Annotated in this window: 20 protein-coding genes and 2 pseudogenes; 10 read left to right on the top strand and 12 right to left on the bottom strand. The window is 66.4% G+C overall.

Features of this window, described 5'->3' with window-relative positions:
- Positions 1-38: 38 nt before the first annotated feature.
- A pseudogene (locus tag J7024_RS13950) lies at positions 39-899 on the top strand (2-dehydropantoate 2-reductase); the annotation flags it as partial.
- A gap of 114 nt (positions 900-1,013) precedes the next feature.
- Positions 1,014-1,637: a class I SAM-dependent methyltransferase gene (locus J7024_RS13945; RefSeq protein WP_124827389.1), complete on the top strand. Its 624-nt coding sequence runs from the start codon at positions 1,014-1,016 to the stop codon at positions 1,635-1,637.
- Between the two features lie 15 nt (positions 1,638-1,652).
- Here J7024_RS13945 and J7024_RS13940 read toward each other — a convergent pair whose 3' ends face one another.
- Together J7024_RS13940 and mdtD are read right to left on the bottom strand one after the other, a co-directional pair.
- Positions 1,653-2,927, bottom strand: a complete 1,275-nt coding sequence (locus J7024_RS13940) for an EAL domain-containing protein (RefSeq protein ID WP_124827388.1) — start codon at positions 2,925-2,927, stop codon at positions 1,653-1,655.
- 180 nt (positions 2,928-3,107) lie between these two features.
- Entirely contained in the window at positions 3,108-4,544 is a 1,437-nt protein-coding gene (mdtD, locus tag J7024_RS13935; RefSeq protein ID WP_124827386.1) for a multidrug transporter subunit MdtD, read from the bottom strand.
- 233 nt (positions 4,545-4,777) lie between these two features.
- Between mdtD and J7024_RS13930 the strand changes: the two genes are divergently transcribed.
- Positions 4,778-5,101, top strand: coding sequence for a DUF2917 domain-containing protein (locus J7024_RS13930; protein ID WP_175751013.1), 324 nt, complete (start codon positions 4,778-4,780; stop codon positions 5,099-5,101).
- On the opposite strand, the gene J7024_RS13925 is transcribed toward J7024_RS13930, so the two are convergent.
- Positions 5,074-6,306 (bottom strand): citrate/2-methylcitrate synthase, encoded by a 1,233-nt coding sequence (locus tag J7024_RS13925; RefSeq protein WP_234745128.1) that lies wholly within the window; start codon positions 6,304-6,306, stop codon positions 5,074-5,076. The two genes, J7024_RS13930 and J7024_RS13925, sit on opposite strands and share 28 nt — an antisense overlap.
- Before the next feature lie 139 nt (positions 6,307-6,445).
- Between J7024_RS13925 and J7024_RS13920 the strand changes: the two genes are divergently transcribed.
- Positions 6,446-7,837, top strand: a complete 1,392-nt coding sequence (locus tag J7024_RS13920) for a CoA transferase (protein ID WP_124827381.1) — start codon at positions 6,446-6,448, stop codon at positions 7,835-7,837.
- 30 nt (positions 7,838-7,867) lie between these two features.
- On the opposite strand, the gene J7024_RS13915 is transcribed toward J7024_RS13920, so the two are convergent.
- The gene (locus J7024_RS13915; protein ID WP_124827380.1) at positions 7,868-8,614 is read right to left on the bottom strand and encodes a GntR family transcriptional regulator; all 747 of its coding nucleotides are present in this window, start codon (positions 8,612-8,614) and stop codon (positions 7,868-7,870) included.
- Between the two features lie 387 nt (positions 8,615-9,001).
- On the opposite strand from J7024_RS13915, the gene J7024_RS13910 reads away from it, so the two are divergent.
- Complete coding sequence (locus J7024_RS13910; protein ID WP_124827378.1) at positions 9,002-9,847, top strand: aldo/keto reductase; 846 nt, start codon at positions 9,002-9,004, stop codon at positions 9,845-9,847.
- Positions 9,848-9,864: 17 nt separating this feature from the next.
- On the opposite strand, the gene J7024_RS13905 is transcribed toward J7024_RS13910, so the two are convergent.
- From J7024_RS13905 to J7024_RS13885, 5 genes are all read right to left on the bottom strand, one after another.
- On the bottom strand, positions 9,865-10,875 hold the full coding sequence (locus tag J7024_RS13905; protein WP_175751015.1) for a HoxN/HupN/NixA family nickel/cobalt transporter: 1,011 nt from the start codon (positions 10,873-10,875) through the stop codon (positions 9,865-9,867).
- A 163-nt stretch (positions 10,876-11,038) separates the two neighbouring features.
- The gene (fusA, locus tag J7024_RS13900; protein WP_175796213.1) at positions 11,039-13,150 is read right to left on the bottom strand and encodes an elongation factor G; all 2,112 of its coding nucleotides are present in this window, start codon (positions 13,148-13,150) and stop codon (positions 11,039-11,041) included.
- Positions 13,151-13,368: 218 nt separating this feature from the next.
- A complete protein-coding gene (locus tag J7024_RS13895; RefSeq protein WP_124827374.1) occupies positions 13,369-13,869 on the bottom strand; it encodes a DUF192 domain-containing protein in 501 nt (166 codons plus the stop codon).
- Between the two features lie 159 nt (positions 13,870-14,028).
- Positions 14,029-14,244, bottom strand: a complete 216-nt coding sequence (locus tag J7024_RS13890; RefSeq protein ID WP_096502357.1) for a hypothetical protein — start codon at positions 14,242-14,244, stop codon at positions 14,029-14,031.
- Between the two features lie 291 nt (positions 14,245-14,535).
- Positions 14,536-15,114 carry a pseudouridine synthase gene (locus tag J7024_RS13885; protein ID WP_124827371.1) on the bottom strand — a complete coding sequence of 193 codons (579 nt, stop codon included), beginning with the start codon at positions 15,112-15,114 and terminating at the stop codon, positions 14,536-14,538.
- Positions 15,115-15,392: 278 nt separating this feature from the next.
- Between J7024_RS13885 and icd the strand changes: the two genes are divergently transcribed.
- Both icd and J7024_RS13875 read left to right on the top strand, forming a co-directional pair.
- Positions 15,393-16,649, top strand: a complete 1,257-nt coding sequence (gene icd, locus J7024_RS13880) for an NADP-dependent isocitrate dehydrogenase (RefSeq protein ID WP_096502353.1) — start codon at positions 15,393-15,395, stop codon at positions 16,647-16,649.
- 281 nt (positions 16,650-16,930) lie between these two features.
- Complete coding sequence (locus tag J7024_RS13875) at positions 16,931-19,159, top strand: NADP-dependent isocitrate dehydrogenase (protein ID WP_124827369.1); 2,229 nt, start codon at positions 16,931-16,933, stop codon at positions 19,157-19,159.
- 129 nt (positions 19,160-19,288) lie between these two features.
- On the opposite strand, the gene J7024_RS13870 is transcribed toward J7024_RS13875, so the two are convergent.
- Positions 19,289-19,513 carry a hypothetical protein gene (locus J7024_RS13870; RefSeq protein ID WP_043190017.1) on the bottom strand — a complete coding sequence of 75 codons (225 nt, stop codon included), beginning with the start codon at positions 19,511-19,513 and terminating at the stop codon, positions 19,289-19,291.
- A gap of 667 nt (positions 19,514-20,180) precedes the next feature.
- On the opposite strand from J7024_RS13870, the pseudogene J7024_RS13865 reads away from it, so the two are divergent.
- A pseudogene (locus J7024_RS13865) lies at positions 20,181-21,781 on the top strand (multicopper oxidase family protein).
- 180 nt (positions 21,782-21,961) lie between these two features.
- On the opposite strand, the gene J7024_RS13860 reads toward J7024_RS13865, so the two are convergent.
- Together J7024_RS13860 and J7024_RS13855 are read right to left on the bottom strand one after the other, a co-directional pair.
- Positions 21,962-22,165 carry a cold-shock protein gene (locus tag J7024_RS13860; RefSeq protein ID WP_004196460.1) on the bottom strand — a complete coding sequence of 68 codons (204 nt, stop codon included), beginning with the start codon at positions 22,163-22,165 and terminating at the stop codon, positions 21,962-21,964.
- A 56-nt stretch (positions 22,166-22,221) separates the two neighbouring features.
- Positions 22,222-22,422, bottom strand: coding sequence for a hypothetical protein (locus tag J7024_RS13855; RefSeq protein ID WP_175751016.1), 201 nt, complete (start codon positions 22,420-22,422; stop codon positions 22,222-22,224).
- A 290-nt stretch (positions 22,423-22,712) separates the two neighbouring features.
- Here J7024_RS13855 and clpS point away from each other — a divergent pair, with 290 nt between their 5' ends.
- Positions 22,713-23,027, top strand: coding sequence for an ATP-dependent Clp protease adapter ClpS (clpS, locus tag J7024_RS13850; protein ID WP_006398529.1), 315 nt, complete (start codon positions 22,713-22,715; stop codon positions 23,025-23,027).
- The gene (gene clpA, locus J7024_RS13845; RefSeq protein ID WP_124827365.1) at positions 23,024-25,324 is read left to right on the top strand and encodes an ATP-dependent Clp protease ATP-binding subunit ClpA; all 2,301 of its coding nucleotides are present in this window, start codon (positions 23,024-23,026) and stop codon (positions 25,322-25,324) included. Before clpS ends, clpA begins: the two co-directional genes overlap by 4 nt.
- Positions 25,325-25,337: the final 13 nt, after the last annotated feature.

The following is a 25,337-nucleotide window of genomic DNA, read 5'->3' as shown; positions in this document are numbered from 1 at the left end:
ACCGGCGCGGCTAGCGCGGGCGGCTTGTGGCGGGGGACATCGCGTTTTCGACGGATCCGGCCGTGGCGGCGGCGGCGCGGCTCGTGCTGGTCGCGGTGAAGTCGGCCGTGACGCAGGAGGCGGCGGCGCAACTGGCCGGCGTGCTGCGGCCCGGCACGGTCGTGATCAGTTTCCAGAATGGCCTGCACAACGCCGACGTGCTGCGCGACGCGCTGCCGCAAGCGACCGTGCTGACCGGCATGGTGCCGTTCAACGTGATCGAGCGCGGGCCGGGCGCGTTCCACCAGGGCTCGGCCGGCGTGCTCGCGGCCGATGCGTCGCCCGCGCTGCAGCCGTTCGCCGACGCATTTGCCCGAGCCGGACTGCCGCTCGCGCTGCACCGCGACATGCGCGCGGTGCAATGGGCTAAGCTGCTGCTGAACCTGAACAATGCCGTCAATGCGCTGGCGAACCTGCCACTGCACGACGAACTCTCGCAGCGCGCGTACCGGCGCTGCCTGGCGCTTGCGCAGCGCGAAGCCCTGCACTGGCTCGCGCACGCCGCGATCCGGCCGGCACGGCTGACGCCGTTGCCGAGCGCATGGCTTCCCGCGGTGCTGGGGCTGCCCGATCCCGTGTTTCGTGCGCTCTGTGGCCGGATGCTCGCGATCGATCCGCTCGCGCGCTCGTCGATGTCCGACGATCTCGCCGCGCGCCGCGCCACCGAAGTCGAGTGGATCAACGGCGAGATCGTACGGCTGGCCGCGCGCTTCGGCGCGCAGGCGCCCGTCAATGCGCGGCTGTGCGCGCTCGTTCACGCCGCCGAAGCGGCGGCAGCGCGCCCGGCCTGGCATGGCGAAGCGCTGTGGGCGGAGCTGTCCGCGCATGCGCCGCACATGAGCACGAGGCGGGCGGCGTAACGGCGAGGGCGCGTTCCCGGAAGGCCTGCGCCCGCGCGCCACGCCACGCACGATGCACAACGGCTAAGATGCGGAGTGCGTCACCAGACCGGACGCGTACGCGGAGCAATCACCATGGTGGATCGCCCGACTCTCGATGCCTACGAAGCCCATGCCGCGCAATATGCGCAGGACTGGCTCGACCAGGCCGCGCCCGACGACATGTACGCGCTGCTCGAGCAGCATTTCTCGCCGGGGCTGACCGCGGACGTCGGCTGCGGCGCCGGGCGCGACACGGCGTGGCTCGCTTCGTGCGGATTCGACGTGCGTGGCTACGATGCGAGCGCCGCGCTGCTCGACGAGGCGCGCCGGCGCCATCCCGACCTGACATTCGAGCTGGCCGCGCTGCCGGCGCTGGCCGGCGTGCCGTCCGGCGTGTTTCGCAACGTGCTGTGCGAAACGGTCGTGATGCACCTCGAACAGGCGGATGCGGCCGCTGCCGCTGCACGGCTGGCCGCGCTGCTGGTGCCCGGCGGCACGCTGTATCTCAGCTGGCGGGTGGCCGGAAACGGCGCGTTGCGCGACGAGCGCGGCCGTCTGTACACGCCGCTCGATTCGGCACGGATGCATGCGGCGCTCGGCGCCGGCATGCAGGTGATCGACGAGCACGAGGTGGTCAATGCGTCGTCCGGCAAGCGCGTGCACCGGCTGATCGCGCGCAAGGCCGACGCAGGCCCCGCTGCCGGTGGCGCCGCATGAGCGCGGCGCCCACCCTCATTCGCGGTTGAGCGCCGCTTCCCAGTTGATGTCGACACAGAGCACCTGCATGCCGGTCGCGGCCGGTGCGGTGACCGAGCCGGTCACGCACAGGTGCGCCTCGTTGATCGACAGATACGGCGGCGTCACGTGCACGCGGCCCGGCGCGCGCATCGCGTGGATGAAGTACGGCCGGCGCTCCCAGCTCGCGCCTTCGGAATGCAACAGCGGCCGGAACCGTTTGGCCCGCTGCGAGACGCTGCCGCGCGCGAGCACGTTGTCGCCGATCTGGCGGCCGGACGCGTCGAGCAGGAAGCAGCGCGCGGTTTCCGGCAGCCCGAGCACCGCCGCGGCCGCATCGAGCAGCGGCTCGCCTGCGGCGAGCTTGCGGCTCGCTTCCTCCAGCGCGGCGATGTACGGCGCCAGGCGTGCCGCCTGCGTGCGCTCGCGCTGCGCGACGCGCAGCCGCAACGCGGCCGACAGCGTATCCATGCAGCCGGCCGCGGCCTGCGGCTGTACCGGGTCGACGCTCGGCCCGGCGAAGTACTGCCCTTGCACGAAATCCACGTCGCATTCGAGCGCGATCAACGCGTCGCGCTCGGTCGCGAGGCCGCCCATCAGCACGAGCTGGCCGGATTCGTGCAGCAGCGACACGAGCCCGGGCAGTACGCGCTCGAGGTGCGAGTGCTCGCTCGCCTGTGCGAGGATCCCGCGGTCGAGCGAGACGATGTCGGGATGCAGATGCCACACGCGGTCGATGTTCGAATGCTTCGCGCCGAAGCCGCCGAGCGCGATCAGGAAGCCGGCCTTGCGCAGCCCGTCGACGATCGCCGCATAGCGCGGCGTCTCGCCGCCCGCCTGTTCGGGCACTTCGAGCACCACGCGGTGCGGCGGCAGGCCGAGCGCCTTCAGGTTCGCGAGCAGCGCGTCGCCGTAGATCGTGTCCATCAGCGCGGCCGGATGCAGGCTCAGGAAGAGCCATTCGTCATGGCTGTCGAACGCGTGGAAATTGCCCAGATGCAGCGATTCGGCGAGCCGGCCGAGCTCCAGCAGGTCGCCGCGCCGCGCCGCCTGCGTGAAGACCTCGTGCGATGCGACCTGGCGGCTTTCCTCGTCGTGCGCGCGCAGCGATGCGTGATAGCCGATCGCGCGGCGGTGCGACACCGAGAAAACGGGCTGAAACACGCTGAACACGGTGTACGCGCCGTACAGCACGGTGCGCCGCTTGCCGTCGTCGCCGGCGACGGGGCGGGGCGGCTGGAAGCCGGGGGGATCGATGTCGATCATGCTCATGATGTCGGCCGAAAGAAGACTGCCAGTTTACCTACAGAATAGGGCAGCAAGAAGCATGCGCGGCATCGGGCTCCGTGCGGCGGCCCGTCGCGGCGGCTGGCTGCGGTGCGCGGCGGGCGCGCCGCACCGTCGTGGTGCGTGGCGCGCCGGCGTGGCGTCTGCCGTGGTGCGCGCCGCGCGTCATGCGCGTTCGGACGGGTCGGTCTTGTACGCGCGGCCGCGGATTTCCGGCGCGAGCTGCGCGAAGATCCACGCGGACGCGGCCGTGATGATCCCGACGCAGATGAACGTCGCATGGAACGCGGGCAGCGTGTTGCTCGGCGTCACCGTGCGCAGCATGCCGGTGAAGGTCGCGAGCAGCGCGCCCGCGACCGTGACGCCGAGGCTCATCGACAGCATCTGCACGAGCGAGAACAGGCTGTTGCCGCTGCTTGCGCCGCCGGTGCCGAGATCCTTCAGCGTCAGCGTGTTCATCGCGGTGAACTGCATCGAGTTGAAACCGCCGAACAGCGCGAGATGGACGACCTTCACCCATACCGGCACCGTGTCGCGCATCAGCGCGAAGCTCGCCATCATCGCGCCGACCATGATCGTGTTCGCGAGCAGCACCTTGCGGTAGCCGTGCTTCGTGATCAGCCGCGTGATGAGCCGCTTCGAGAACATCCCGGCGGCCGCGACCGGCAGCATCATCAGCCCGGCCTCGAATGCCGAATAGCCGAGGCTCACCTGCAGCAGCAGCGGAATCAGGTACGGCATCGCGCCGCTGCCGATCCGCGCGAACAGGTTGCCGAGCAGCCCGACGCTGAACGTATGGATCTTGAACAACTCGAGCGAGAAGATCGGCTGCGGCGCGCGCACCGCGTACAGCCCGTATGCGACGAAGCACGCGAGGCTCAGGATCAGCAGCACCAGCACGGCCGCGTGCTGCATCCCGAGGTCGGCGAGGCCGTCGAGCGACAGCGAGATCGCGACCATCCCGATCGTCAGCAGCAGATAGCCCTTCAGGTCGAAGCGGCCGACGGCCGGGTTGCGAGAATCGGGCATCGAGTAGAAGGTCGCGATGCAGCCGGCGACCCCGACCGGCACGTTGATCAGGAAGATCCAGTGCCACGACGCGATCTTCACGAGCCAGCCGCCGAGCGTCGGCCCGATCAGCGGGCCGATCAGCCCGGGAATCGCGACGAACGACAGCGCGGGCAGGTAGCGTTCGGCCGGGAAGGTGCGCAGCACCGCGAGCCGTCCGACCGGCAGCAGCATCGCACCGCCGACACCCTGCACGACGCGGAACACGACGAGCTGCTGCAGCGTATGCGCGTTCGCGCACAGCAGCGAACCGAGCGAGAACACCAGGATCGCGCTGAAGAACACGCGCCGCGTGCCGAACGTGTCCGCGAGCCAGCCCGAGACTGGGATCATCACCGCCATCGTCAGCGAGTACGCGATCACGACCGACTGCATCCGCAGCGGCGATTCACCGAGACTCACTGCCATCGACGGCAGCGCCGTGTTGACGATCGTCGCATCGAGCGTCTGCATGAAGAAGCCCGTCGCAACGAGCCAGAGCATCACGGTGAGGTTCTTTTCGCCGGGAGCGGCGGCGGGCGGGCGTTGGAACATGGGGACGGACCGGTGGCGCGGGACAGCAGACATTGTAGGCAAAGCCGCCGTGGCACGCAGGATCGGCCCCCATCGAGGGGCGCGCCCAATCGCCTGGCTGCGGCTTCGGCCGGATACCGATTCACCGACAGACCAGTACAGTTCAGTCGAAACTGTTTGCAGGCGTACCTGTCCGTGTGCTGCCGCCGTCCGAAATACTGGCGTCATCGAACCCACGCGATCCGGAGGCGGCCATGCGCGAACTGCGACTCTACGAGATGGACGGCAACGAGCCGGCCGGGCGGTGGCGCATCGTCGATCGCACCGCGCTGGTGGTCGCGGACGGCGACCTGTGGGTGACGGTCGAAGGTCGCCTCGACGATCACTGGCTGCACGCCGGTGAATCGCTGGCACTGCTGCCCGGCATGCGCGTGTGGATCAGTGCGGCGGCGGGCGGCGCGGTGTTCTCGTTCGGCCCGCAGCCGGCGCCGGCCGTGCAGGTCGCGCCTGGATGGCGGCGCACGTTCGCCGCCTGGCGCGGCGGCCGCGCTCAGGCGGGCGCGTCGCTGCCGACGTAGCGCGCACGGGGCCGGATCAGCTTGCCGTCCGCATACTGTTCGAGCGCGTGCGCGATCCAGCCCGCGGTGCGGCCGGCCGCGAACAGCGTGAAGGCGGCGCCGCCCGGCAGTGCGAGCGTGCGCTCCAGGACCGCGAGCGCGAAATCGATCGCCGGCCGCCAGCCGGTCGCCGCTTCGACACGCGCGGCGAGCGCACGGGCCGCGCGCAACGCCGGCCGCTCGGGCAACACGGCATGCAGTGCGTCGAGCAACGCGCGCGCACGCGGATCGCCGTCGGGATAGAGCGGATGTGCGAAACCGGACAGCATCGTGCGCAAGCCGTCCGCGCGCTCGTCGTGTGCGAGACGCAGCGCAAGGTAGCGGTCGAGATCGGCGGCGCGCGCTGCTTCGTCGAGCAGTGCGCCCGCACGGAACGTCTCGCCGCCGTGGCGCGGGCCGGACAGCGCGGCGAGCCCGCCCGCGATCGCGCCGAACAGGTGCGTGCCGGTGGACGCGATGCACCGTACCGCGAAGGTCGATGGGTTCAGCTCGTGATCGGCGCACAGCACGAGCGCGCGGCGCAGCAGGTCGGCTTCGTCGCGCCGCCGGATGCGCCATGCGTTCGCGAGTTGTCGATGCACGGGTGTGTCGTCCGGCGCGATGCCGGCCAGCGCGGCCGTCGCGATGCGCAGCAGCAGCGAGGCCGCTTCGATCTGCGCGTCGCGCCCCTGCGCCCACAGGCGCGGCAGCGATGCGGCCGCGGCCGGAAGCAGCACGAGCGTGCGCTCGAGCGGTGCGAGATGCGCCCAGCGGCGTGCCCATCCGTCCCATTGCACGGTATCGAAACCGGCCGCCGCCAGCGATGCGGCTGCGAGGCGCGCCGGCGGGCAATCCCATAATCTCGCGGCCGTTTCCTCGAGCGTCGCGTCGCGGGCGAGCGCGATCGCATCGGCGCCGCGATAGCGCAGGCAGCCGTCGGCGATCTGCGTGATCCGCGATTCGAGCACCGGTACACCCCAGTCGAGCGAGCGTTCGGCCACGCCGCCCGCGCGCTTCGCATCGGCGCGGCGGCGCGCGAGCAGGCGCACTTCGTCGGCGTCGTAGAGGCGGCGCTTGCTCGCGCCGTCGGGCAGCGAGCGCAGCAGGCCGCGGCTCACATACGCATAGAGGGTGCTCACGCTGACACCGAGGATGCCGGCCGCTTCGGGCGCGCTGAGGGACGTCATGCCGATCGCTCCTGTCGGGGCGCATGAAGCGCGGCCCGGTTACAACTATTCGTTATGCATTGATTTGCGCTATCAAGATTGATCGCACCTGCTGCGAATTCTAGACTCGATTCCGTCTCCTCAATCGCCCGCTTACACCATGACACCCGAACTCGCATTGATCCATCTGTGGCAACTCGCGCACGGCGAGCCTGGCGCCCTTGCCCGCGCGACCGTGACAGGGCAGGACCCGACGTTGCCGTCGACGTTCCAGGTCGGCACGCTGGCCGCATCGACGATCGCGGCAGTCGGGCTCGCGGCGGCCGAATGCCACCGGCTGCGCACGGGTGTCGCACAGCGCGTCGACGTGTCGGTGCGCGATGCGCTCGTCGCGTTTCGCAGCGAACGCTATCTGCGCGTGGACGATGGCCCGGCGCCGGATCCGCGTCATCCGGTGACGGGTTTCTACGACACGCGCGACGGTCGCTGGATCCAGCTGCACGCGAACTTTCCGCATCATCTGCACGGGATTCTCGACGTGCTCGGCTGTGGCCCGCAGCGCGACGATGTCGCCGCGGCGATCCGCACGTGGGACGGCGCGACGCTCGATACCGCGCTGGCCGAGGCCGGCCTCTGCGCGGCATTGATCAGAACACCTGGGGAATGGGCGGCGCACGACCAGGCGCGCGCGATCGCATCGCTGCCGCTGTTCGAGATCGAACGGATCGGCGATGCGCCCGTCGAGGCGATCGGTCGCGGCGAGCCCGATCAACCGCTTGCGGGCGTACGCGTGCTCGATCTCACGCGCATCATCGCGGGGCCGGTCGCGGGCCGCACGCTCGCGTCGCACGGCGCACAGACGTTGCTCGTCAACGGCCCGCACCTGCCGAACATCGCATCGCTCGTGATCGACAACGGGCGCGGCAAGCGCTCGACGTGGATCGATCTGCGCGAGACGGCGGGCGTCGCCGCGCTGCGCGATCTCGCACGCGACGCCGATGTATTCCTGCAAGCCTATCGCCCGGGAGCGCTCGCGGCGCGCGGGTTCTCGCCGCAGGCGCTGGCCGAGTTGAGGCCCGGCATCGTCTGCGTATCGGTGTCGGCGTACGGCCATGCGGGGCCGTGGTCGAAGCGGCGCGGCTTCGACAGCCTCGTGCAGTCGGCGAGCGGCATCGCATGGCAGGAGCAGCACGCCGCGCACGAGAACGGGCCGCGCCACCTGCCGTGCCAGGCGCTCGATCATGCGACGGGTTATCTCGCGGCGTTCGGCGCGATGATCGCGCTCGCGCGCCGTGCGACGGAAGGAGGAAGCTGGCACGTGCGGCTGTCGCTCGCGCAGACGGGGCGCTGGCTGCAATCGCTCGGCATGGTGCCGGACGGCCTGCGCGCGCCGGACCTGACGCTCGACGACGTACGCGACCGGCTCGACCGGACGGCGTCGCCGTTCGGCACGCTCGATGCCGTGCGTCCTGCCGAGCACCTGTCGGCGACGCCGCCGCGATTTGCGCGGCCGCCGGTGCCGCTCGGCACGGACGAAGCACGCTGGCTGTGAGCGCCGGCGATACAGCCGGCGCGACGGTCGTTACTTGCGCAGTTCGACGACGAAGTCGTAGTAGTCGTTGCGGCAGTAGGTATCGGTCAGCTCGATCGCGCGCTGATCGGCCGTATAGCCGATCCGCGTGATCAGCAGTAGCGCGTCGTGCGGCGCGATGCCCATCTGCCGTGCGATATCGTCGGTCGCGTTGACGGCGCGAAAGTGCTGCAGCGCGCGCACGATCGGCGTGCCGCGTGCTTCGAGATAGCTGTACAGCGAACCGCCGATCGCCTGCGGATCGGGAATCAGCGTGGCGGGGAACGTGGAGTTCTCGACGGCCATCACGATGCCGTCGGCCAGGCGCAGACGCTTGAGCCGCGTGACCGACGCGGCCGGCGACAAGCCGAGCTGGATGACTTCGTCGCGGTTGGCCGGCTGGATTTCGCGCTCGAGCCATTGCGAGCTCGGCTTGAAGCCGCGGCGCTCGAGCATTTCGCTGAAGCTCGACAGCCGCGACAGCGGATCCTCGTAGCGAGGCTGGATGAAGTTGCCCGCGCCCTGCGTGCGGCGGATCAGCCCCTGCTCGACGAGCAGCGCGATCGCCTTGCGCGCGGTGATGCGCGATACGCCGAGCGCTTCGGACAGTACGCGTTCGGACGGCAGCGCTTCGCCGGCTGCCCAGCGATTGTCGTGGATCGCGTCGCCGAGCTTGCGGGTGAGCTGCAGGTAGAGCGGCGTGTCGTTGTCGGGGTCGGGGCGCAGGTCCTGCCAGCGGTCGTCCGTGGGTGCCTTCATGGGATGCGTATCGATCAGGTTGCCGGCCATTCTAAGTCATCATGCTGCGCCGTTAATAGCCGGTTTTTGCCGTGTAACAGGTGGGTCGCGCGCCGATTGACTACACTAGGGTTCTGTTTATCCACGTAACGCGCATGCATTGTCACGAGAACGGCCGGTCGCCGCGTTGCGCGCGTAGCAGGTTGTCGTGGCAACGCCGGATTCAACAGCCATCCACGGCAATGCCCGAAATCGCCGCGCACGGCGGCGCGGTGCGTCGCCGGTCCCGTTCGACGGCGAGCGATTTCGCGCATTCGTCCGCGCGTTACATCAGATCAGTAGAGAGAACCTGGCGTCGTATTGGATGCTTCGGCCGCGATGCGGCCACGAACCCGCAACGAGGAGCGCATGACAGACACGACCGCCACGGTCGTCTTGCCGGACGGCGAGACGATCCCGAAGCTTGGCCTGGGCACCTGGGAAATGGGCGAGCGGCCGGGCCGCCGCGCGGACGAGATCGCCGCATTGCGCGCAGGTATCGATCTCGGGATGACGCTGGTCGACACCGCCGAGATGTATGGCGAAGGCGCGACCGAGGAACTCGTCGGCGAAGCGTTGAGCGGCCTGCGCGACGACGTATTTCTCGTCAGCAAGGTGTACCCGCATCATGCGAGCCGGCGCGGTGTCGTCGCCGCGTGCGACGCGAGCCTGAAGCGCCTGCGTACCGATCGCCTCGACCTGTATCTGTTGCACTGGCGCGGCTCGGTGCCGCTCGAGGAGACGGTCGAAGGTTTCGAGGCGCTGCGGCGCGCGGGCAAGATCCGCCACTGGGGCGTGAGCAACTTCGATACGTCCGACATGGCCGAACTCGTCGACGAGGCAGGCGGCGGCGCATGCGCGGCCAACCAGATCCTCTACAACATCGCGCGGCGCGGCCCGGAATTCGACCTGCTGCCATGGCTCGCCGAGCATCGGGTGCCGGCGATGGCCTACAGCCCGGTCGATCACGGGCGGCTGCCGAAGCACTCGCCGCTCGACGAGATCGCGCGGCAGCGCGGCGTGTCGGTGATGCGCGTCGCACTCGCGTGGGTGCTCGCGCGGCCGGGCGTGTTCGCGATCCCGAAGGCGTCGCGGATCGAACACGTGCGCGATAACCGTGCGGCGCTCGATCTCGTGCTGAGCGACGACGAACGTGCACAGCTCGACGCGTATTTCCGTCCGCCGCGCAGCAAGCGCGCGCTCGAAATGCTCTGAACGATGCGACGCGCCGGTCAGCGTGCCGGCGCGTCGGCCGCGCGCTGCCAGCGATGGAACAGGATCGACGCGATCCAGCAGACGAGAAACAGCGCGACGATGCCGTAGCCGATCGTGCCGAAGCGCTCGGCGAGCGCGTCGAGCGCATCGCGCACGGGGCCGGTCAGCGACAGCTTGTCGGCGAGCAGGCCGGCGGCCTCGATCCCGCCGATCGCCAGCGCGACGATGGCCGACACCAGCGTGATGCTCGCGTTGTAGAGCAGCTTGCGATGAGGGTCGTCCATCGCCCATCCGTATGCATGAATCATCAGCACGTTGTCGGTCGAATCGATCAGCGTCATGCCGGCCGTAAACAACGCGGGAAACAGCATGACCGCGTAGATCGGCAGCCCCTGGCTCGCTTGCGCGGCAGCGATCGCGAGCAGGCCGATTTCGGTGGCGGTATCGAAGCCGAGCCCGAACAGCACGCCGACCGGGTACATGTGCCAGCTCTGCGACACGAAGCGAAACAGCGGCCGCAGCAGCCGCGACACGAGGCCGGCCGGGCGATGTACGTGCGCGGCATCGTGCGCATGCTTCGGCGTGCCGCGATAGCGCCGCCACACGTCGCGCAGAATCAGCAGGTTCAGGCACGCGAGCAGCAGCAGGAACGTTGCCGACACCGCCGTGCCGATCGTGCCGCCGATGTCGCGGAACGCGTCGAACCGGTCGCGCAGCGCGAACGCGGTCGCCGCGACGCCGAGCGTTGCGGCGATCACGATCGTCGAATGGCCGAGCGAGAAGAACAGGCCGACGGTCACCGGCCGCTGGCCGTCTTGCATCAGCTTGCGCGTCGCGACGTCGATCGCCGCGATGTGATCGGCGTCCACCGCGTGACGCAGCCCGAGGCCGTATGCGATCGCCGCGGTGCCGAGCAGCAGCGGATGGTCGTGCAGCACCGCGAGCGCCCATAGCCACACGGCGACGTTCGCGGCGATCAGGCCGGCATACAGCATCAGCAGGCGGCGCAGGGCAGGGGTCGGGGGCATCGGGACGGTTCCATCGGACGAGTCGCGATGCATTGTGGCATGCGAAAAAAATGCATGGCGTGCCGACTGAGCCCGATGTCGGCGGCGTGCGTCGATTCGTTCGGCAGACGAAAAAAAGCCCGTCCGGTTCCGGACGGGCTTCGATGTGCCGCGGTAGCGGCGCTTACTTCACTTTCGCGTTGATCACGCCTTCCGACACGTTCGCCGGTGTTTCCGCGTAGTGCTTGAACTCCATCGTGTACGTCGCGCGACCCTGCGTGGCCGAGCGCAGCGACGTCGAATAGCCGAACATCTCGGCGAGCGGCACTTCGGCGCGCACGAGCTTGCCGCCGCCGCCCGCGATGTCCTCCATCCCCTGCACGATGCCGCGCCGGCTCGACAGGTCGCCCATCACGTTGCCCATGAAATCCTCCGGCGTTTCGACTTCGACCGCCATCATCGGCTCGAGCAGCACCGGTTTCGCGCGGCGCATCGCTTCCTTGAACGCCATCGAGCCGGCCATCCGGAACGCGTTTTCGTTCGAGTCGACGTCGTGGTACGAACCGAACGTCAGGTGCACCTTCACGTCGACGACCGGGTAGCCCGCGAGCACGCCGCTCTTCAGCGTTTCGGTGATGCCCTTGTCGACGGCCGGGATGAATTCGCGCGGAATCACGCCGCCCTTGATCTCGTCGAGGAACTCGTAGCCTTTGCCGGGGTTCGGCTCCAGCGTGATCACGGCATGCCCGTACTGGCCGCGCCCGCCCGACTGCTTGACGAACTTGCCTTCGACGTCGGACGCCGTCGTGCGCACCGTTTCGCGATACGCGACCTGCGGCTTGCCGACCGTCGCCTCGACGCCGAACTCGCGCTTCATCCGGTCGACCAGGATTTCGAGGTGCAGCTCGCCCATCCCCGAAATGATCGTCTGGCCGGATTCCTCGTCGGTCTGCACGCGGAACGACGGATCTTCCTGCGCGAGGCGGTTCAGCGCAAGGCCCATCTTTTCCTGGTCGGCCTTCGTCTTCGGCTCGACCGCCTGCGAGATCACCGGCTCGGGGAATTCCATCTTCTCGAGGATGATCGGCTTGGTCGGATCGCACAGCGTGTCGCCCGTCGTCGCCTCCTTCAGACCCACCGCCGCCGCGATGTCGCCCGCGCGCACTTCCTTGATTTCCTTGCGCTCGTTCGCGTGCATCTGCAGGATCCGGCCGAGCCGTTCCTTCTTGTCCTTCGTCGCGTTCAGCACCGTGTCGCCGGATTCGACGACGCCCGAATACACGCGGAAGAAGATCAACTGGCCGACGAACGGGTCGGTCATGATCTTGAAAGCGAGCGCGGAGAACGGCTCGTCGTCGCTCGGATGACGTTCCGCCGGCTTCTCCGGATCCGCGAAGTCGTGGCCGAGAATCGCCGGCACGTCGACCGGCGACGGCAGGTAGTCGATCACTGCGTCGAGCATCGCCTGCACGCCCTTGTTCTTGAACGCGCTGCCGCACAGCATCGGCACGATCTCGTTGGCGATCGTGCGCTGGCGCAGCGCGGCCTTGATCTCGTCCTCGGTCAGCGATTCATGGTCGTGCAGATACTTCTCGAGCAGTTCCTCGCTGGCTTCGGCCGCGGCCTCGACCATCTTCCCGCGCCATTCGTTCGCAAGCTCGACGAGGTTCGCGGGGATGTCTTCGTACGTGAACTTCACGCCCTGGCTTTCGTCGTCCCAGACGATCGCCTTCATTTTCACGAGATCGACGACGCCCTGGAAATGATCCTCCGCGCCGATCGGAATCTGGATCGGCACCGCGACGCCCTTCAGGCGCTCGCCGATCTGGCGCTGCACGCGGAAGAAGTCTGCGCCCACGCGGTCCATCTTGTTGACGAACGCGATGCGCGGCACCTTGTACTTGTTCGCCTGGCGCCACACGGTCTCGGACTGCGGCTGTACGCCGCCGACCGAGTCGTAGACCATGCACGCGCCGTCGAGCACGCGCATCGAGCGCTCGACCTCGATCGTGAAGTCGACGTGCCCGGGGGTATCGATGATGTTGATGCGGTGTTCCGGATAGTTGCCGGCCATGCCCTTCCAGAAGGCCGTGGTCGCGGCCGACGTGATCGTGATGCCGCGTTCCTGCTCCTGCTCCATCCAGTCCATCGTGGCCGCGCCGTCGTGCACTTCGCCGATCTTGTGGCTCACACCGGTGTAAAACAGGATGCGCTCGGTCGTCGTGGTTTTGCCGGCATCGATGTGAGCGCTGATCCCGATGTTGCGATAGCGCTCGATGGGGGTTTTGCGGGGCACGTGAACCTCCTGGTGGTTCGGATCGTAAGCGGGCCGACTGCGCCGGCCCGGACTTGAAACAAGCGAGATTTAAAGGATAGCGCTTGTGCGTGGCTTTTGCAGATGCGGGCGGCGTTTGCCGGATCAAGGCGGGAGCAGCCGCCGGCAGGCGAAAAAAAACCGGCGCGCAACGGGCGGCCGGCTTCGGTCGACGCGCGGCGGTGCCGCCGCGAAGGCCGTTACTGGGACTTCGGCAGGCCGTCGAGCTTCATGCCCGGCTTGATGCCTTTCGCCGCGAACCAGCCCTTGCTCATTTCGAGCGCATAGACGCCGTTGTTGCGCGGGCAGTGGTTGTCGGTCGTCTCGGCCTGCATTTCGTCGATGTCGGTGATCGTGCCGTCCGCGCGGACGAACGCGATCGACAACGGGATCAGCGTGTTCTTCATCCAGAAGCAGTGCACGGCGTTTTCGTTGAACACGAACAGCATGCCTTCGTTCGGTGCGAGCTGCGACCGGTACATCAGCCCCTGTTCGCGATCGGCGTCGTTCGCGGCGACGGCCGCGTCGATCACGTACATGCCGGCGCGCAGTTTCACGCGCGGGAATTCGCTCGGCTGCTTGGCGCCGGGCGGCATTTGCGCGCTGGCGGTCTGCATACCGAGTGCAAGCACGGCGAGCGCGGCGGGAAACACGGCGGCGCGCGCAAGGCGGCCGAGCGACGAGCGCAGGGAGAATCGCACAGCAGGGCTCCTATCGGGAAAACGAGACCCGCATGGTACGCGAAGCGCGCAAGCGGGCACAAAAAGAAAAAGGCAGATCGCCTTGCGGTGATCTGCCTTTCAACGCCGTAAGAACGGCAAGACTGCGTGTTCTTGACTGCGTTATTACAGCAAGCTTGCTTAGTTCGAAGCAGCTGCCGGTGCTGCTGCGTCGCTTGCTGCAGCCTTCTTCGCTGCCTTGTGGTGTGCCTTCTTGTGAGCGTGCTTCTTGGCAGCGTGCTTTGCCGGTGCCGAAGCAGCTTCAGCAGCAGCCGGAGCAGCTTCCGGAGCCGATGCTTGTGCGAAAGCAGCCGTTGCGAAGAGGCCAGCGACCAGAGCGGCGATCAGTTTGTTCATGTTGTGTTCCTCAGCTTTAGTTAATTAACCAAATGACCCGGCAATAGGAGTCATGTCGTCTAACGGTGCCATCCACCTTTCGGTTGACAGACGCTTCGAGAAATTTCTCTTTGCGCTGCGGGCGCCGAATCGTATTCGAAGAAAGCGTCGCTTTCGTGACGCAAACGCGCAAATACCCGTTCGGCTGCCAATGCCGGATAGCTAAGGGTGGCATCTGCGTGGTTTAACGCACGATCTTCGCAGGCGGTTGACGAAAAAGATGACGAAAAAAATCGAAAGTTGCCGGCGCGGTCACGAACCGTGCGCGAAACCGTCCCACGGTGCCCGTGACGGCAGTGCGATTGTTTCGCCCGGTGCAATGCCCAGCGTGAATATGTCGAGTGCGCCGATGCCGACGCGCACGAGACGCAACGTCGGGAAGCCGATCGCGGCTGTCATCCGGCGTACCTGCCGGTTCTTGCCTTCAGTGATCGCGAGCTCGATCCAGGTGGTCGGGATCGCGGCGCGGTAGCGGATCGGCGGATTGCGCGGCCACAGTGCATCGGGCGGCTCGATGAATTCGGCGCGGCACGGGCGTGTCACGTAGTCGCCGAGATCGACGCCGCGCGCCAGCGCCTTCAGGTCGGCCGGCCCCGGTGCGCCGTCCACCTGCGCCCAGTATCGCTTGACGAGCTTGTGGCGGGGCTCCGCGATGCGCGCTTGCAATGCGCCGTCGTCGGTAAGCAGCAGCAGGCCCTCGCTGTCCGCATCGAGCCGGCCGGCCGGGTAGACGCCGGGCGTTTTTACCCAGTCGCCGAGCGACGGCCGCGTCTCGTGCGCGGAAAACTGGCAAATCGTGCCGAACGGCTTGTTGAGGGCGATCAGGGTCATGGCGAGGCGGCGTGCCCGGTGTGCCGCAAGGGGAAGCGGGGCGGGCGGTCTATGGCAAATGGCGGAATCTTAATGCATAATACGGAACGGCAAGTCCTCTGTCTTATATAAGACATAAGGGGAAGACTTGATACGCAGCGCCGCGCTTCGCGCCGCCGGCCCCGGTTGGGGCGCTAGAATAGCGGCTCGCTGTTGCCGTCGCGGGGTGGCAAGGCCGCCTCGCCGCGTGCGCAGTTTCGACCAGCATCACCTGCTCAGCCACGTCACTGGAGTCGATCATGCCGTATCAGCACATCAAGGTACCGGAGGGCGGTGACAAGATCACCGTCAACAAGGACTTTACGCTCAACGTTTCCGATCAGCCGATCATTCCCTATATCGAAGGCGACGGCACCGGCTTCGATATCACGCCGGTCATGATCAAGGTCGTCGACGCGGCGGTCGCGCACGCGTACAAGGGCAAGCGCAAGATCCACTGGATGGAGATCTTCGCGGGCGAGAAGGCGACGAAGGTGTACGGCCCGGACGTGTGGCTGCCGGACGAAACGCTGCAGGTGCTGAAGGAATACGTGGTGTCGATCAAGGGGCCGCTCACGACCCCGGTTGGCGGCGGGATCCGTTCGCTGAACGTCGCGCTGCGCCAGGAACTCGACCTGTACGTGTGCCTGCGCCCGGTCCAGTATTTCAAGGGCGTGCCGTCGCCGGTGCGCGAGCCGCAAAAGATCGACATGGTGATCTTCCGCGAGAACTCGGAAGACATCTACGCGGGCATCGAATGGGCCGCGGGGTCCGAGCAGGCGAAGAAGGTCATCAAGTTCCTGCAGGACGAGATGGGCGTGAAGAAGATCCGCTTCCCGGAAACCTCGGGGATCGGCGTGAAGCCCGTGTCGACCGAAGGCACCGAGCGCCTCGTGCGCAAGGCGATCCAGTACGCGATCGACAACGATCGCAAGTCGGTCACGCTGGTGCACAAGGGCAACATCATGAAGTTCACGGAAGGCCTGTTCCGTGACGCCGGCTATGCGCTCGCGCAGAAGGAGTTCGGCGGCGAACTGATCGATGGCGGCCCGTGGATGCGCGTGAAGAACCCGAAGACGGGCAACGAGATCGTCATCAAGGATTCGATCGCCGACGCGTTCCTGCAGCAGATCCTGCTGCGCCCGGCCGAATACGACGTGATCGCGACGCTGAACCTGAACGGCGACTACATCTCCGACGCACTGGCCGCGCAGGTCGGCGGCATCGGGATCGCGCCGGGCGCGAACCTGTCGGATTCGGTCGCGATGTTCGAGGCGACCCACGGCACGGCGCCGAAGTACGCGGGCAAGGATTACGTGAACCCCGGTTCGGAAATCCTGTCGGCGGAAATGATGCTGCGCCACCTCGGCTGGACGGAAGCAGCCGACACGATCATCGCCGCAATGGAGAAATCCATCCTGCAGAAGCGCGTCACGTACGACTTCGCGCGTCTGATGGAAGGCGCGACGCAGGTGTCGTGCTCCGGCTTCGGCGAAGTGCTGATCGAGAACATGTAAGACCCCTTCCGGGGTGGGCCGGCCGATGGCCGGCCGCCCCGGCGCTGACTGCCGGCGCCGGAGCGTTTCATGGATGGCAGGTTTGTTGGCAGGGCGGTCCGGCATACGGGCCGCGGCGTCGCGATGCGGCCCGCATGCCCTGCAAGGTAGAACATGACGGCCCTCGCAACACCACCGCCCGGCTGAGCCGGCGCGCCCCTTTCGCGGCCCACCCGGTCGCTACCCGCCGGTTACGCCGGCGCTCCCCAGTCCCACAATCACGTAGCAATGCTTTGACCACCATGTCCACTTCGCCCAAGATCATCTACACCCTCACCGACGAAGCGCCCGCGCTCGCGACCTATTCGCTGCTGCCGATCGTCAAGGCCTTCACGCGCTCGTCCGGCGTTGCCGTCGAAACGCGCGACATCTCGCTTGCCGGCCGTATCATCGCGGCGTTCGCCGACGTCCTGCCGCCGGAGCAGAAGGGTTCCGACGATCTGGCCGAACTGGGCCAGCTCACGCTGAAGCCTGAAGCGAACATCATCAAGCTGCCGAACATCAGCGCATCGGTGCCGCAGCTCAAGGCCGCGATCGCCGAACTGCAGGCGCAGGGCTACTCGCTGCCGGCGTATCCGGAAGATCCGTCGACCGACGAAGAGAAGGCCGTCAAGGCACGTTACGACAAGATCAAGGGCAGCGCGGTGAACCCGGTGCTGCGCGAAGGCAACTCCGACCGCCGCGCGCCGCTGTCGGTCAAGAACTACGCACGCAAGCACCCGCACAAGATGGGCGCATGGAAGTCGACGTCGAAGGCACACGTCGCGCACATGAGCGAAGGCGACTTCTACGGCAGCGAAAAGTCGGCGCTGATCGCCGATGCCGGCAGCGTGAAGATCGAACTCACGACGGCCGACGGCGTGAAGAAGGTGCTGAAGGAAAAGACGGCCGTGAAGGCCGGCGAAATCATCGACGCATCGGTGATGAGCCGCAAGGCGCTGCGCAGCTTCATCGAAGCGCAGATCGCCGACGCGAAGGCGCAGGACGTGCTGTTCTCGGTGCACCTGAAGGCGACCATGATGAAGGTCTCGGACCCGATCCTGTTCGGTCACTTCGTGTCGGTGTTCTACCGCGACGCGCTCGCGAAGCACGCGGACGTGCTGGCGCAGGCCGGCTTCAACCCGAACAACGGTATCGGCGACCTGTACGCACGCCTGAAGGAACTGCCGGCCGACACGCGCGAAGCGATCGAAGCCGACATCAAGGCCGAATACGCGCTGCGCCCGAGTCTCGCGATGGTCAACTCGGACAAGGGCATCACCAACCTGCACGTGCCGAGCGACGTGATCGTCGACGCATCGATGCCGGCGATGATCCGCGAGTCGGGCTGCATGTGGGGCCCGGACGGCGAACTGTACGACGCGAAGGCCGTGATTCCGGACCGTTGCTACGCGGGCGTCTACCAGGCCGTGATCGAAGACTGCAAGCAGCACGGCGCGTTCGATCCGGTTACGATGGGCAGCGTGCCGAACGTCGGCCTGATGGCGCAGGCGGCTGAAGAATACGGTTCGCACGACAAGACGTTCCTGATCCCGGCCGACGGCGTCGTGCGCGTTACCGACGAAGCAGGCAACGTGCTGCTCGAGCACGCGGTCGAGTCCGGCGACATCTGGCGCATGTGCCAGACGAAGGACGCCCCGGTGCAGGACTGGGTCAAGCTCGCGGTGAACCGCGCACGCGCGACCGGCGCGCCGGCCGTGTTCTGGCTCGATCCGGCGCGTGCGCACGACGCGCAGGTCATCGCGAAGGTCGAACGCTACCTGAAGGATCACGATACAAACGGCCTCGACATCCGCATCATGACGCCGGTCGACGCGACGCGTTTCTCGCTCGAGCGCATCCGCGCGGGCAAGGACACGATCTCGGTCACGGGTAACGTGCTGCGCGACTACCTGACCGACCTGTTCCCGATCATGGAACTCGGCACCAGCGCAAAGATGCTGTCGATCGTGCCGCTGATGGCCGGCGGCGGGATGTTCGAAACGGGAGCGGGCGGTTCGGCGCCGAAGCACGTGCAGCAGTTCGTCGAGGAAGGCTTCCTGCGCTGGGATTCGCTCGGCGAATTCCTCGCGCTCGCCGCGTCGCTCGAACACCTCGGCCACGCTTACCAGAACCCGAAGGCGCTCGTGCTCGCGAAGACGCTCGACCAGGCGACCGGCAAGTTCCTGGACGAGAACAAGTCGCCGGCACGCAAGGTCGGCGGTCTCGACAACCGCGGCAGCCATTTCTACCTGTGCCTGTACTGGGCGCAGGCGCTGGCCGAGCAGACCGAAGATGCGGCGCTGAAGGCGCAGTTCGAAGGCGTCGCCAAGTCGCTGTCCGACAGCGAAGCGCGCATTCTGGAAGAACTGTCGGCCGCGCAGGGCACGGCACAGGCGATCGGCGGCTACTACCGTCCGAACGTCGAACTGACGAGCCGGGCGATGCGCCCGAGCGCTACGCTGAACGGCATCGTCGACGCCGTCGCCTGACGCCGGCCGCGCAATCGCGCACGCCACGGCAACGGCGACAGCCGACACGGCGGGTCTCGCGGCCCGCCGCCCCGCCGAACATGAAAACGCCCCGGTCGCCCGGGGCGTTTTTCGTTGCGGGCGCGTCATTCAGACGTGCACGATTTCCCATTCGGCGATTTCGTGCGGCACTTCCAGCGTGGCCGTGTCCAGTTCGGACGGCTGTTCGCAGTCGCCGCGAGAGATGTGGTCGGCCGCCACTTCCGGGCACGAGAACGCGCCGAGCAGTGCGTTGCCGAACGTCGCTTCCCAGCCGCCGTTACCCGGCAGGATGTAGAACGACCCGAGCGCTGAACCAAAGCGAAATCCCTTCATTTCCGTTCTCCCTTTCTGATCACAAGCGATTCTGTTGTGCCGCCCGCCGGCTCATCCGGCTATGGCCCGACTGGCTGCTTGCGCCGGGTTCCGTATCGAACGTGGTGGCGAAGCGTCAGTGCATGGAACAAAGTCTACGTCCGCGACCGTATCCGATGGTGCGCGTAGAGCGCTTTCTCGAAACAAAAATTATTGTTTAAAAACAGTGTGTTATTTATGTGATTTTGTATTGCGGAACGATTTTTGGCATCGCGAAACGGCAAATTTGTGCCTCGCACCACGAATTTTTATAAGGCAGAGACTTGTTCCGCATCGTGAAAAATCGAGGGGATTCGCGAATCGATCGGATGCAGCGTGCAGATCACGGGGCGAGCAATGAGGGCTGACAGGCCCGGGTAAGCGAGCGGAAAGGCTGGCAGCGGTGGTTGCTGACGGGTTCGGCGCGCATCGATACGGCGCGTGCCAATAGTGGCGCGCGCGGGTGCTCGATGGTGTCGCGCACCCGCGCCCGATTCGTCCGACGAGCCTGCGTGCTGCGGCGTATCGCCGCTCGTCCGGTGTCGCGGCGTTTCGCTCGGGGGCTGCGGCTATGATGACGCGGGCATCAGGCTTCGCGTCGCGGCGGCCGCGCGACGCAGCACCAACAACGAATAACGAGGAACGATTGATGATACGGAGAACTTTCCTGTCGCACGCCATCGGCATCGCGGCCGCATCGCTGTTCACGCGCACCGCGTGGGCGCAGCATGCCGGTCACGCGGGCATGGCCGGCATGGCTCAGATGGACGACATGCCCGGGATGTCGGGGATGGAGGGTCGCACGCAGCACGGCAAGCCGGCGCCGGCCGCGCTCGCGGCGCCCGACGCGCTGCCGGCCGGCGCGCCGCTCGCATCGTTGCGCACGCTCGCGAACGAAAGCCGCGAAGCCGGCACGTTTCGCGCGCGACGCTGGTCGCTCAGCCGGTCGCGCGTCCGATGCTGCGCGGCGCGCGGCCGACGACGTTCTGGCAGTTCGGCACGGGCACGCAAGGGCCGGTCGTCGGCCCGCTGATCGACGTGCGCGAAGGCGACACCGTCGAAATCCGTTTCGTGAACAAACTGCCGCAGCCGTCGACCATCCACTGGCACGGGCTGCCTGTGCCGCCCGATCAGGACGGCAATCCGTCCGATCCCGTGGTGCCGGGCGCATCGCGCGTGTACCGCTTCACGCTGCCGAAGGGCAGCGCGGGCACGTACTGGTACCACCCGCATCCGCACATGATGACGGCCGAGCAGGTGTTCCGCGGGCTGGCCGGTCCGTTCATCGTGCGCGCTGCCGACGATCCGCTCTCAGGCTGGCCCGAGCGCAACCTGTTCGTGTCCGACCTGAAGCTCGCCCGTGACGGCACGATCCCGCCGAACGACATGATGGACTGGATGAACGGCCGCGAAGGCCAGTTCGCGCTGGTCAACGGCGCGCGCCGACCGCGGATCGACGTGGCCGGCGACGAGCGCTGGCGTGTGTGGAATGCCTGCAGTGCGCGTTATCTGCGTGTGGCATTCGACGACGGCCGCACGTTCGGGCATGCGGGCACCGACGGCGGGTTGTTCGATGCGCCGCGCCACGTCACGTCGCTGCTGCTCGCGCCCGGCGAGCGCGCGGAACTGCTGGTGCGCGCCGGCGACCGTGCGTCGCGCGCGGTGCTGCAGGCGGCCGAATACGACCGGCGCAAGATGGCGATGTCGCACGACGACGGCCACGGCAGCCTGCCGCCCGATCCGGCGCTGGCACTCGCCGACGTCACGTTCGCGCCGGCGGCCGCCCGTGCGCTGCCCGCGACGCTGCGCGCGGTACCGGCACCGCGCGAGCCGGTCGCGCGCAAGACGGTCGAGTTCGGCGAAGAGATGGATATGGACGCGATGATGAACGGCCCGGCGCACGGCCGTCCGGCGGGCATGCGCTTCATGATCAACGGTGCGACCTACGCGCCGCATCGCGCGACGCTGACGAGCCGCCGCGGCGACATCGAGCGCTGGGACATCCGCAACGCGACCGACATGGACCACCCGTTCCATTTGCATGGCACGCAATTCCAGGTGATAGAGCGTGCATCGGATGGCGCTCGCACGAGCGAGCCGTTCCGCGCTTGGCGCGATACCGTGAACGTGCGCAGCGGCGAAACCGTGACGATACTCGTGTCGCAAGACATGCCCGGCGAGCGCATGTTCCACTGCCACATTCTCGAACACGAGGATCTCGGCATGATGGGCACGCTGAAGGTCGTGTAACGAAACGTCGAATTTGTTTCACGCGAATGACAGGCATTTGGTTTGCGCGTGCGACGAGACAATATGCGTTCAATTATCGGGATTGAACGAAAAGGCCGGCCAATCGAATTAACGAATGGCCGGCCTGAAAAAAAGAAACCCGGCGCAATGCCGGGTTTCTTCGTCCGATATCCGGTGCCTTTATGCGGCCTGGATGTTCGACGCTTGCTTGCCCTTCGGGCCTTGAACGACCTCGAAGCTCACCTTCTGGCCTTCCTTCAGGGTCTTGAAGCCCTGCATGTTGATGGCCGAGAAGTGCGCAAACAGATCCTCACCGCCCTCGTCGGGAGTGATGAAACCGAAGCCCTTCGCGTCGTTGAACCATTTAACGATACCAGTTGCCATTTCCTACTTCCCCTGTCACACAGTCGCTGCTACTTACCACGAGCACGCTCGAAAAGCTAAACGACCGGAAAATGCAGCCGTTCCCCCCTCACAAGCTCACCTTCGGCCTCTTTCATTTCACGAACTGGCGAATTGAAAAAAGTGCCAGCTTGATTGTTGGCGCTCTTTATTTGAGTGTCAAGAGGAATTTTTAGACGGTTAGAGGGACGTTGTAAAGAACCCATTTTCAGGGTTTTTCCGGCTTTGCTTTGCAGCATGCCGCCAAGCGCGCGGTCTTGAAAAGTCGCATAATCGGCTCATATACCAGGCTCGAGTGACACGCGATCGAGTCGTCCCGGCTTGTGGGATACTGGACGCGGATGCGACGGTCCGGTGCGGTCTCCCCCTGACGGTTCGTGTTCCGCGCCATGCGTGAAAGCCGGCACCGCAGCCGGCTTTCGTATGGCACGAAGACGATTGCGTGTCGTCGGGAACCAGGGAGGGCGCCGGCCGGTCGGTCGGGTAATGGCAGGATTGCGGGCCTGTCCGAGTTGTTTAGAATGGGTGTATGGCGATTATCCCGGACAAGCAGGACAGCACCGTCCTGGAACGCAAGCAGCAGAAGCTCAAGCCGCCTTCGATGTACAAGGTGGTGCTGCTGAACGACGACTTCACGCCGATGGAGTTCGTCGTGATGGTCGTACAGGAGTATTTCAAGAAGGATCGCGAGACGGCCACGCAGATCATGCTGAAGGTCCATCGTGAAGGGCGAGGGGTATGTGGGGTCTATACGCGGGACATCGCGTCGACCAAGGTTGAGCAAGTCGTTACCCATGCGCGGCAGGCCGGGCATCCGCTGCAGTGCGTGATGGAGGAAGCATGATTGCCCAGGAATTGGAAGTCAGCCTGCACATGGCGTTCATGGAAGCACGCCAGGCGCGCCATGAGTTCATTACGGTCGAGCATCTGCTGCTGGCCCTGCTGGATAATCCGACGGCGGCCGAGGTGTTGCGCGCGTGCGCGGCAAACATCGAGGACTTACGTCAGAACCTGCGCAATTTCATCCACGACAACACGCCGACCGTCCCGGGCACCGACGATGTCGATACCCAGCCGACGCTCGGATTCCAGCGCGTGATTCAGCGCGCGATCATGCACGTCCAGTCGACGTCGAACGGCAAGAAGGAAGTCACCGGCGCGAACGTGCTGGTGGCGATCTTCGGCGAGAAGGATTCGCACGCGGTCTATTACCTGCAGCAGCAGGGCGTGACGCGCCTGGACGTCGTGAACTTCATTTCGCACGGTATCGCGAAGACGAACGGCGGCGAAGCCGCGAAGTCGACCGATGCGAGCGCGGAAAGCGAAGACGCGAGTGCGCAGAAGGAAACCCCGCTCGCGCAGTTCACGCAGAACCTGAACCAGATGGCGAAGGACGGCCGCATCGATCCGCTGATCGGTCGCGAGCCCGAGGTCGAGCGCGTCGTGCAGGTGCTGTGCCGTCGCCGCAAGAACAATCCGCTGCTCGTCGGCGAAGCCGGCGTCGGCAAGACCGCGATCGCCGAAGGGCTCGCCTATCGCATCACGCGAGGCGAAGTGCCGGACATCCTCGCGAACGCGCAGGTGTATTCGCTCGACATGGGCGCGCTGCTCGCGGGCACCAAGTATCGCGGCGACTTCGAGCAGCGTCTGAAGACGGTGCTGAAGGAGCTGAAGGAGCGTCCGCACGCGATCCTGTTCATCGACGAGATCCATACGCTGATCGGCGCGGGCGCCGCATCGGGCGGCACGCTCGACGCGTCGAACCTGCTGAAGCCGGCGCTGTCGTCGGGCACGCTCAAGTGCATCGGCGCGACCACCTTCACCGAATATCGCGGCATCTTCGAGAAGGACGCGGCGCTGTCGCGGCGCTTCCAGAAGGTCGACGTGACGGAGCCGACCGTCGAGCAGACGGTTGCGATCCTGCGCGGGCTGAAGTCGCGCTTCGAGGAGCACCACGGCGTCAAGTATTCGTCGGGCGCACTGTCGGCCGCGGCCGAGCTGTCGGCACGCTTCATTACCGACCGTCACCTGCCGGACAAGGCGATCGACGTGATCGACGAAGCGGGCGCCGCGCAGCGCATCCTGCCGAAGTCGAAGCAGAAGAAGACGATCGGCAAGAGCGAGATCGAGGAAATCATCTCGAAGATCGCACGCGTGCCGGCGCAGAGCGTGTCGCAGGACGATCGCAGCAAGCTGCAGACGCTCGATCGCGACCTGAAGAGCGTCGTGTTTGGCCAGGATCCGGCGATCGACGCGCTTGCGGCATCGATCAAGATGGCGCGCGCGGGCCTCGGCAAGATGGACAAGCCGATCGGTGCGTTCCTGTTCTCCGGCCCGACGGGCGTCGGCAAAACCGAAGTGGCGCGCCAGCTCGCGTTCACGCTCGGCATCGAGCTGATCCGCTTCGACATGTCGGAATACATGGAGCGTCACGCGGTGAGCCGGCTGATCGGCGCGCCGCCGGGCTACGTCGGGTTCGACCAGGGCGGCCTGCTGACGGAAGCCGTCACGAAGAAGCCGCATTGCGTGCTGTTGCTCGACGAAATCGAGAAGGCGCATCCGGACATCTTCAACGTGCTGCTGCAGGTGATGGACCACGGCACGCTGACGGACAACAACGGCCGCAAGGCGGATTTCCGCAACGTCATCATCATCATGACGACGAATGCGGGCGCCGAGTCGATGCAGAAGGCGACGATCGGCTTCACGACGCGCCGCGAAACGGGCGACGAGATGACCGACATCAAGCGTCTGTTCACGCCGGAGTTCCGCAACCGCCTGGATTCGATCATCAGCTTCCGCTCGCTCGATGAGGAAATCATCATGCGCGTGGTCGACAAGTTCCTGATCCAGCTCGAGGAACAGCTGCACGAGAAGAAGGTCGACGCGCTCTTTACCGATGCGTTGCGCAAGCATCTCGCGAAGCACGGCTTCGACCCGCTGATGGGCGCGCGGCCGATGCAGCGGCTGATCCAGGACACGATCCGTCGCGCGCTGGCCGACGAGCTGCTGTTCGGCAAGCTCGTCAACGGCGGCCACGTGACGGTCGATGTCGACGAAAGCGACAAGGTGCAGTTGTCGTTCGACAAGCTGGCGAATCCGCCGCACAAGCCGAACGAAGAGACGGTCGAAGTCGAGTAAGCGATAATTCGTT

The organism is Burkholderia sp. WTPI3 (assembly GCF_021483755.1).
Taxonomy (GTDB): domain Bacteria; phylum Pseudomonadota; class Gammaproteobacteria; order Burkholderiales; family Burkholderiaceae; genus Burkholderia.
The sequence above is the reverse complement of the archived record's forward strand: the minus strand, read 5'-3'. Positions and strand labels throughout refer to the sequence as shown.

Bases quoted from the DNA above. Each gene is read 5' to 3' on its own strand.
- J7024_RS13945 (WP_124827389.1), top strand. From the start codon at position 1,014: ATGGTGGATCGCCCGACTCTCGATGCCTACGAAGCCCATGCCGCGCAA.
- J7024_RS13940 (WP_124827388.1), bottom strand. From the start codon at position 2,927: ATGAGCATGATCGACATCGATCCCCCCGGCTTCCAGCCGCCCCGCCCC.
- mdtD (WP_124827386.1), bottom strand. From the start codon at position 4,544: ATGTTCCAACGCCCGCCCGCCGCCGCTCCCGGCGAAAAGAACCTCACC.
- J7024_RS13930 (WP_175751013.1), top strand. From the start codon at position 4,778: ATGCGCGAACTGCGACTCTACGAGATGGACGGCAACGAGCCGGCCGGG.
- J7024_RS13925 (WP_234745128.1), bottom strand. From the start codon at position 6,306: ATGACGTCCCTCAGCGCGCCCGAAGCGGCCGGCATCCTCGGTGTCAGC.
- J7024_RS13920 (WP_124827381.1), top strand. From the start codon at position 6,446: ATGACACCCGAACTCGCATTGATCCATCTGTGGCAACTCGCGCACGGC.
- J7024_RS13915 (WP_124827380.1), bottom strand. From the start codon at position 8,614: ATGAAGGCACCCACGGACGACCGCTGGCAGGACCTGCGCCCCGACCCC.
- J7024_RS13910 (WP_124827378.1), top strand. From the start codon at position 9,002: ATGACAGACACGACCGCCACGGTCGTCTTGCCGGACGGCGAGACGATC.
- J7024_RS13905 (WP_175751015.1), bottom strand. From the start codon at position 10,875: ATGCCCCCGACCCCTGCCCTGCGCCGCCTGCTGATGCTGTATGCCGGC.
- J7024_RS13890 (WP_096502357.1), bottom strand. From the start codon at position 14,244: ATGAACAAACTGATCGCCGCTCTGGTCGCTGGCCTCTTCGCAACGGCT.
- J7024_RS13885 (WP_124827371.1), bottom strand. From the start codon at position 15,114: ATGACCCTGATCGCCCTCAACAAGCCGTTCGGCACGATTTGCCAGTTT.
- icd (WP_096502353.1), top strand. From the start codon at position 15,393: ATGCCGTATCAGCACATCAAGGTACCGGAGGGCGGTGACAAGATCACC.
- J7024_RS13875 (WP_124827369.1), top strand. From the start codon at position 16,931: ATGTCCACTTCGCCCAAGATCATCTACACCCTCACCGACGAAGCGCCC.
- J7024_RS13870 (WP_043190017.1), bottom strand. From the start codon at position 19,513: ATGAAGGGATTTCGCTTTGGTTCAGCGCTCGGGTCGTTCTACATCCTG.
- J7024_RS13860 (WP_004196460.1), bottom strand. From the start codon at position 22,165: ATGGCAACTGGTATCGTTAAATGGTTCAACGACGCGAAGGGCTTCGGT.
- J7024_RS13855 (WP_175751016.1), bottom strand. From the start codon at position 22,422: ATGCTGCAAAGCAAAGCCGGAAAAACCCTGAAAATGGGTTCTTTACAA.
- clpS (WP_006398529.1), top strand. From the start codon at position 22,713: ATGGCGATTATCCCGGACAAGCAGGACAGCACCGTCCTGGAACGCAAG.
- clpA (WP_124827365.1), top strand. From the start codon at position 23,024: ATGATTGCCCAGGAATTGGAAGTCAGCCTGCACATGGCGTTCATGGAA.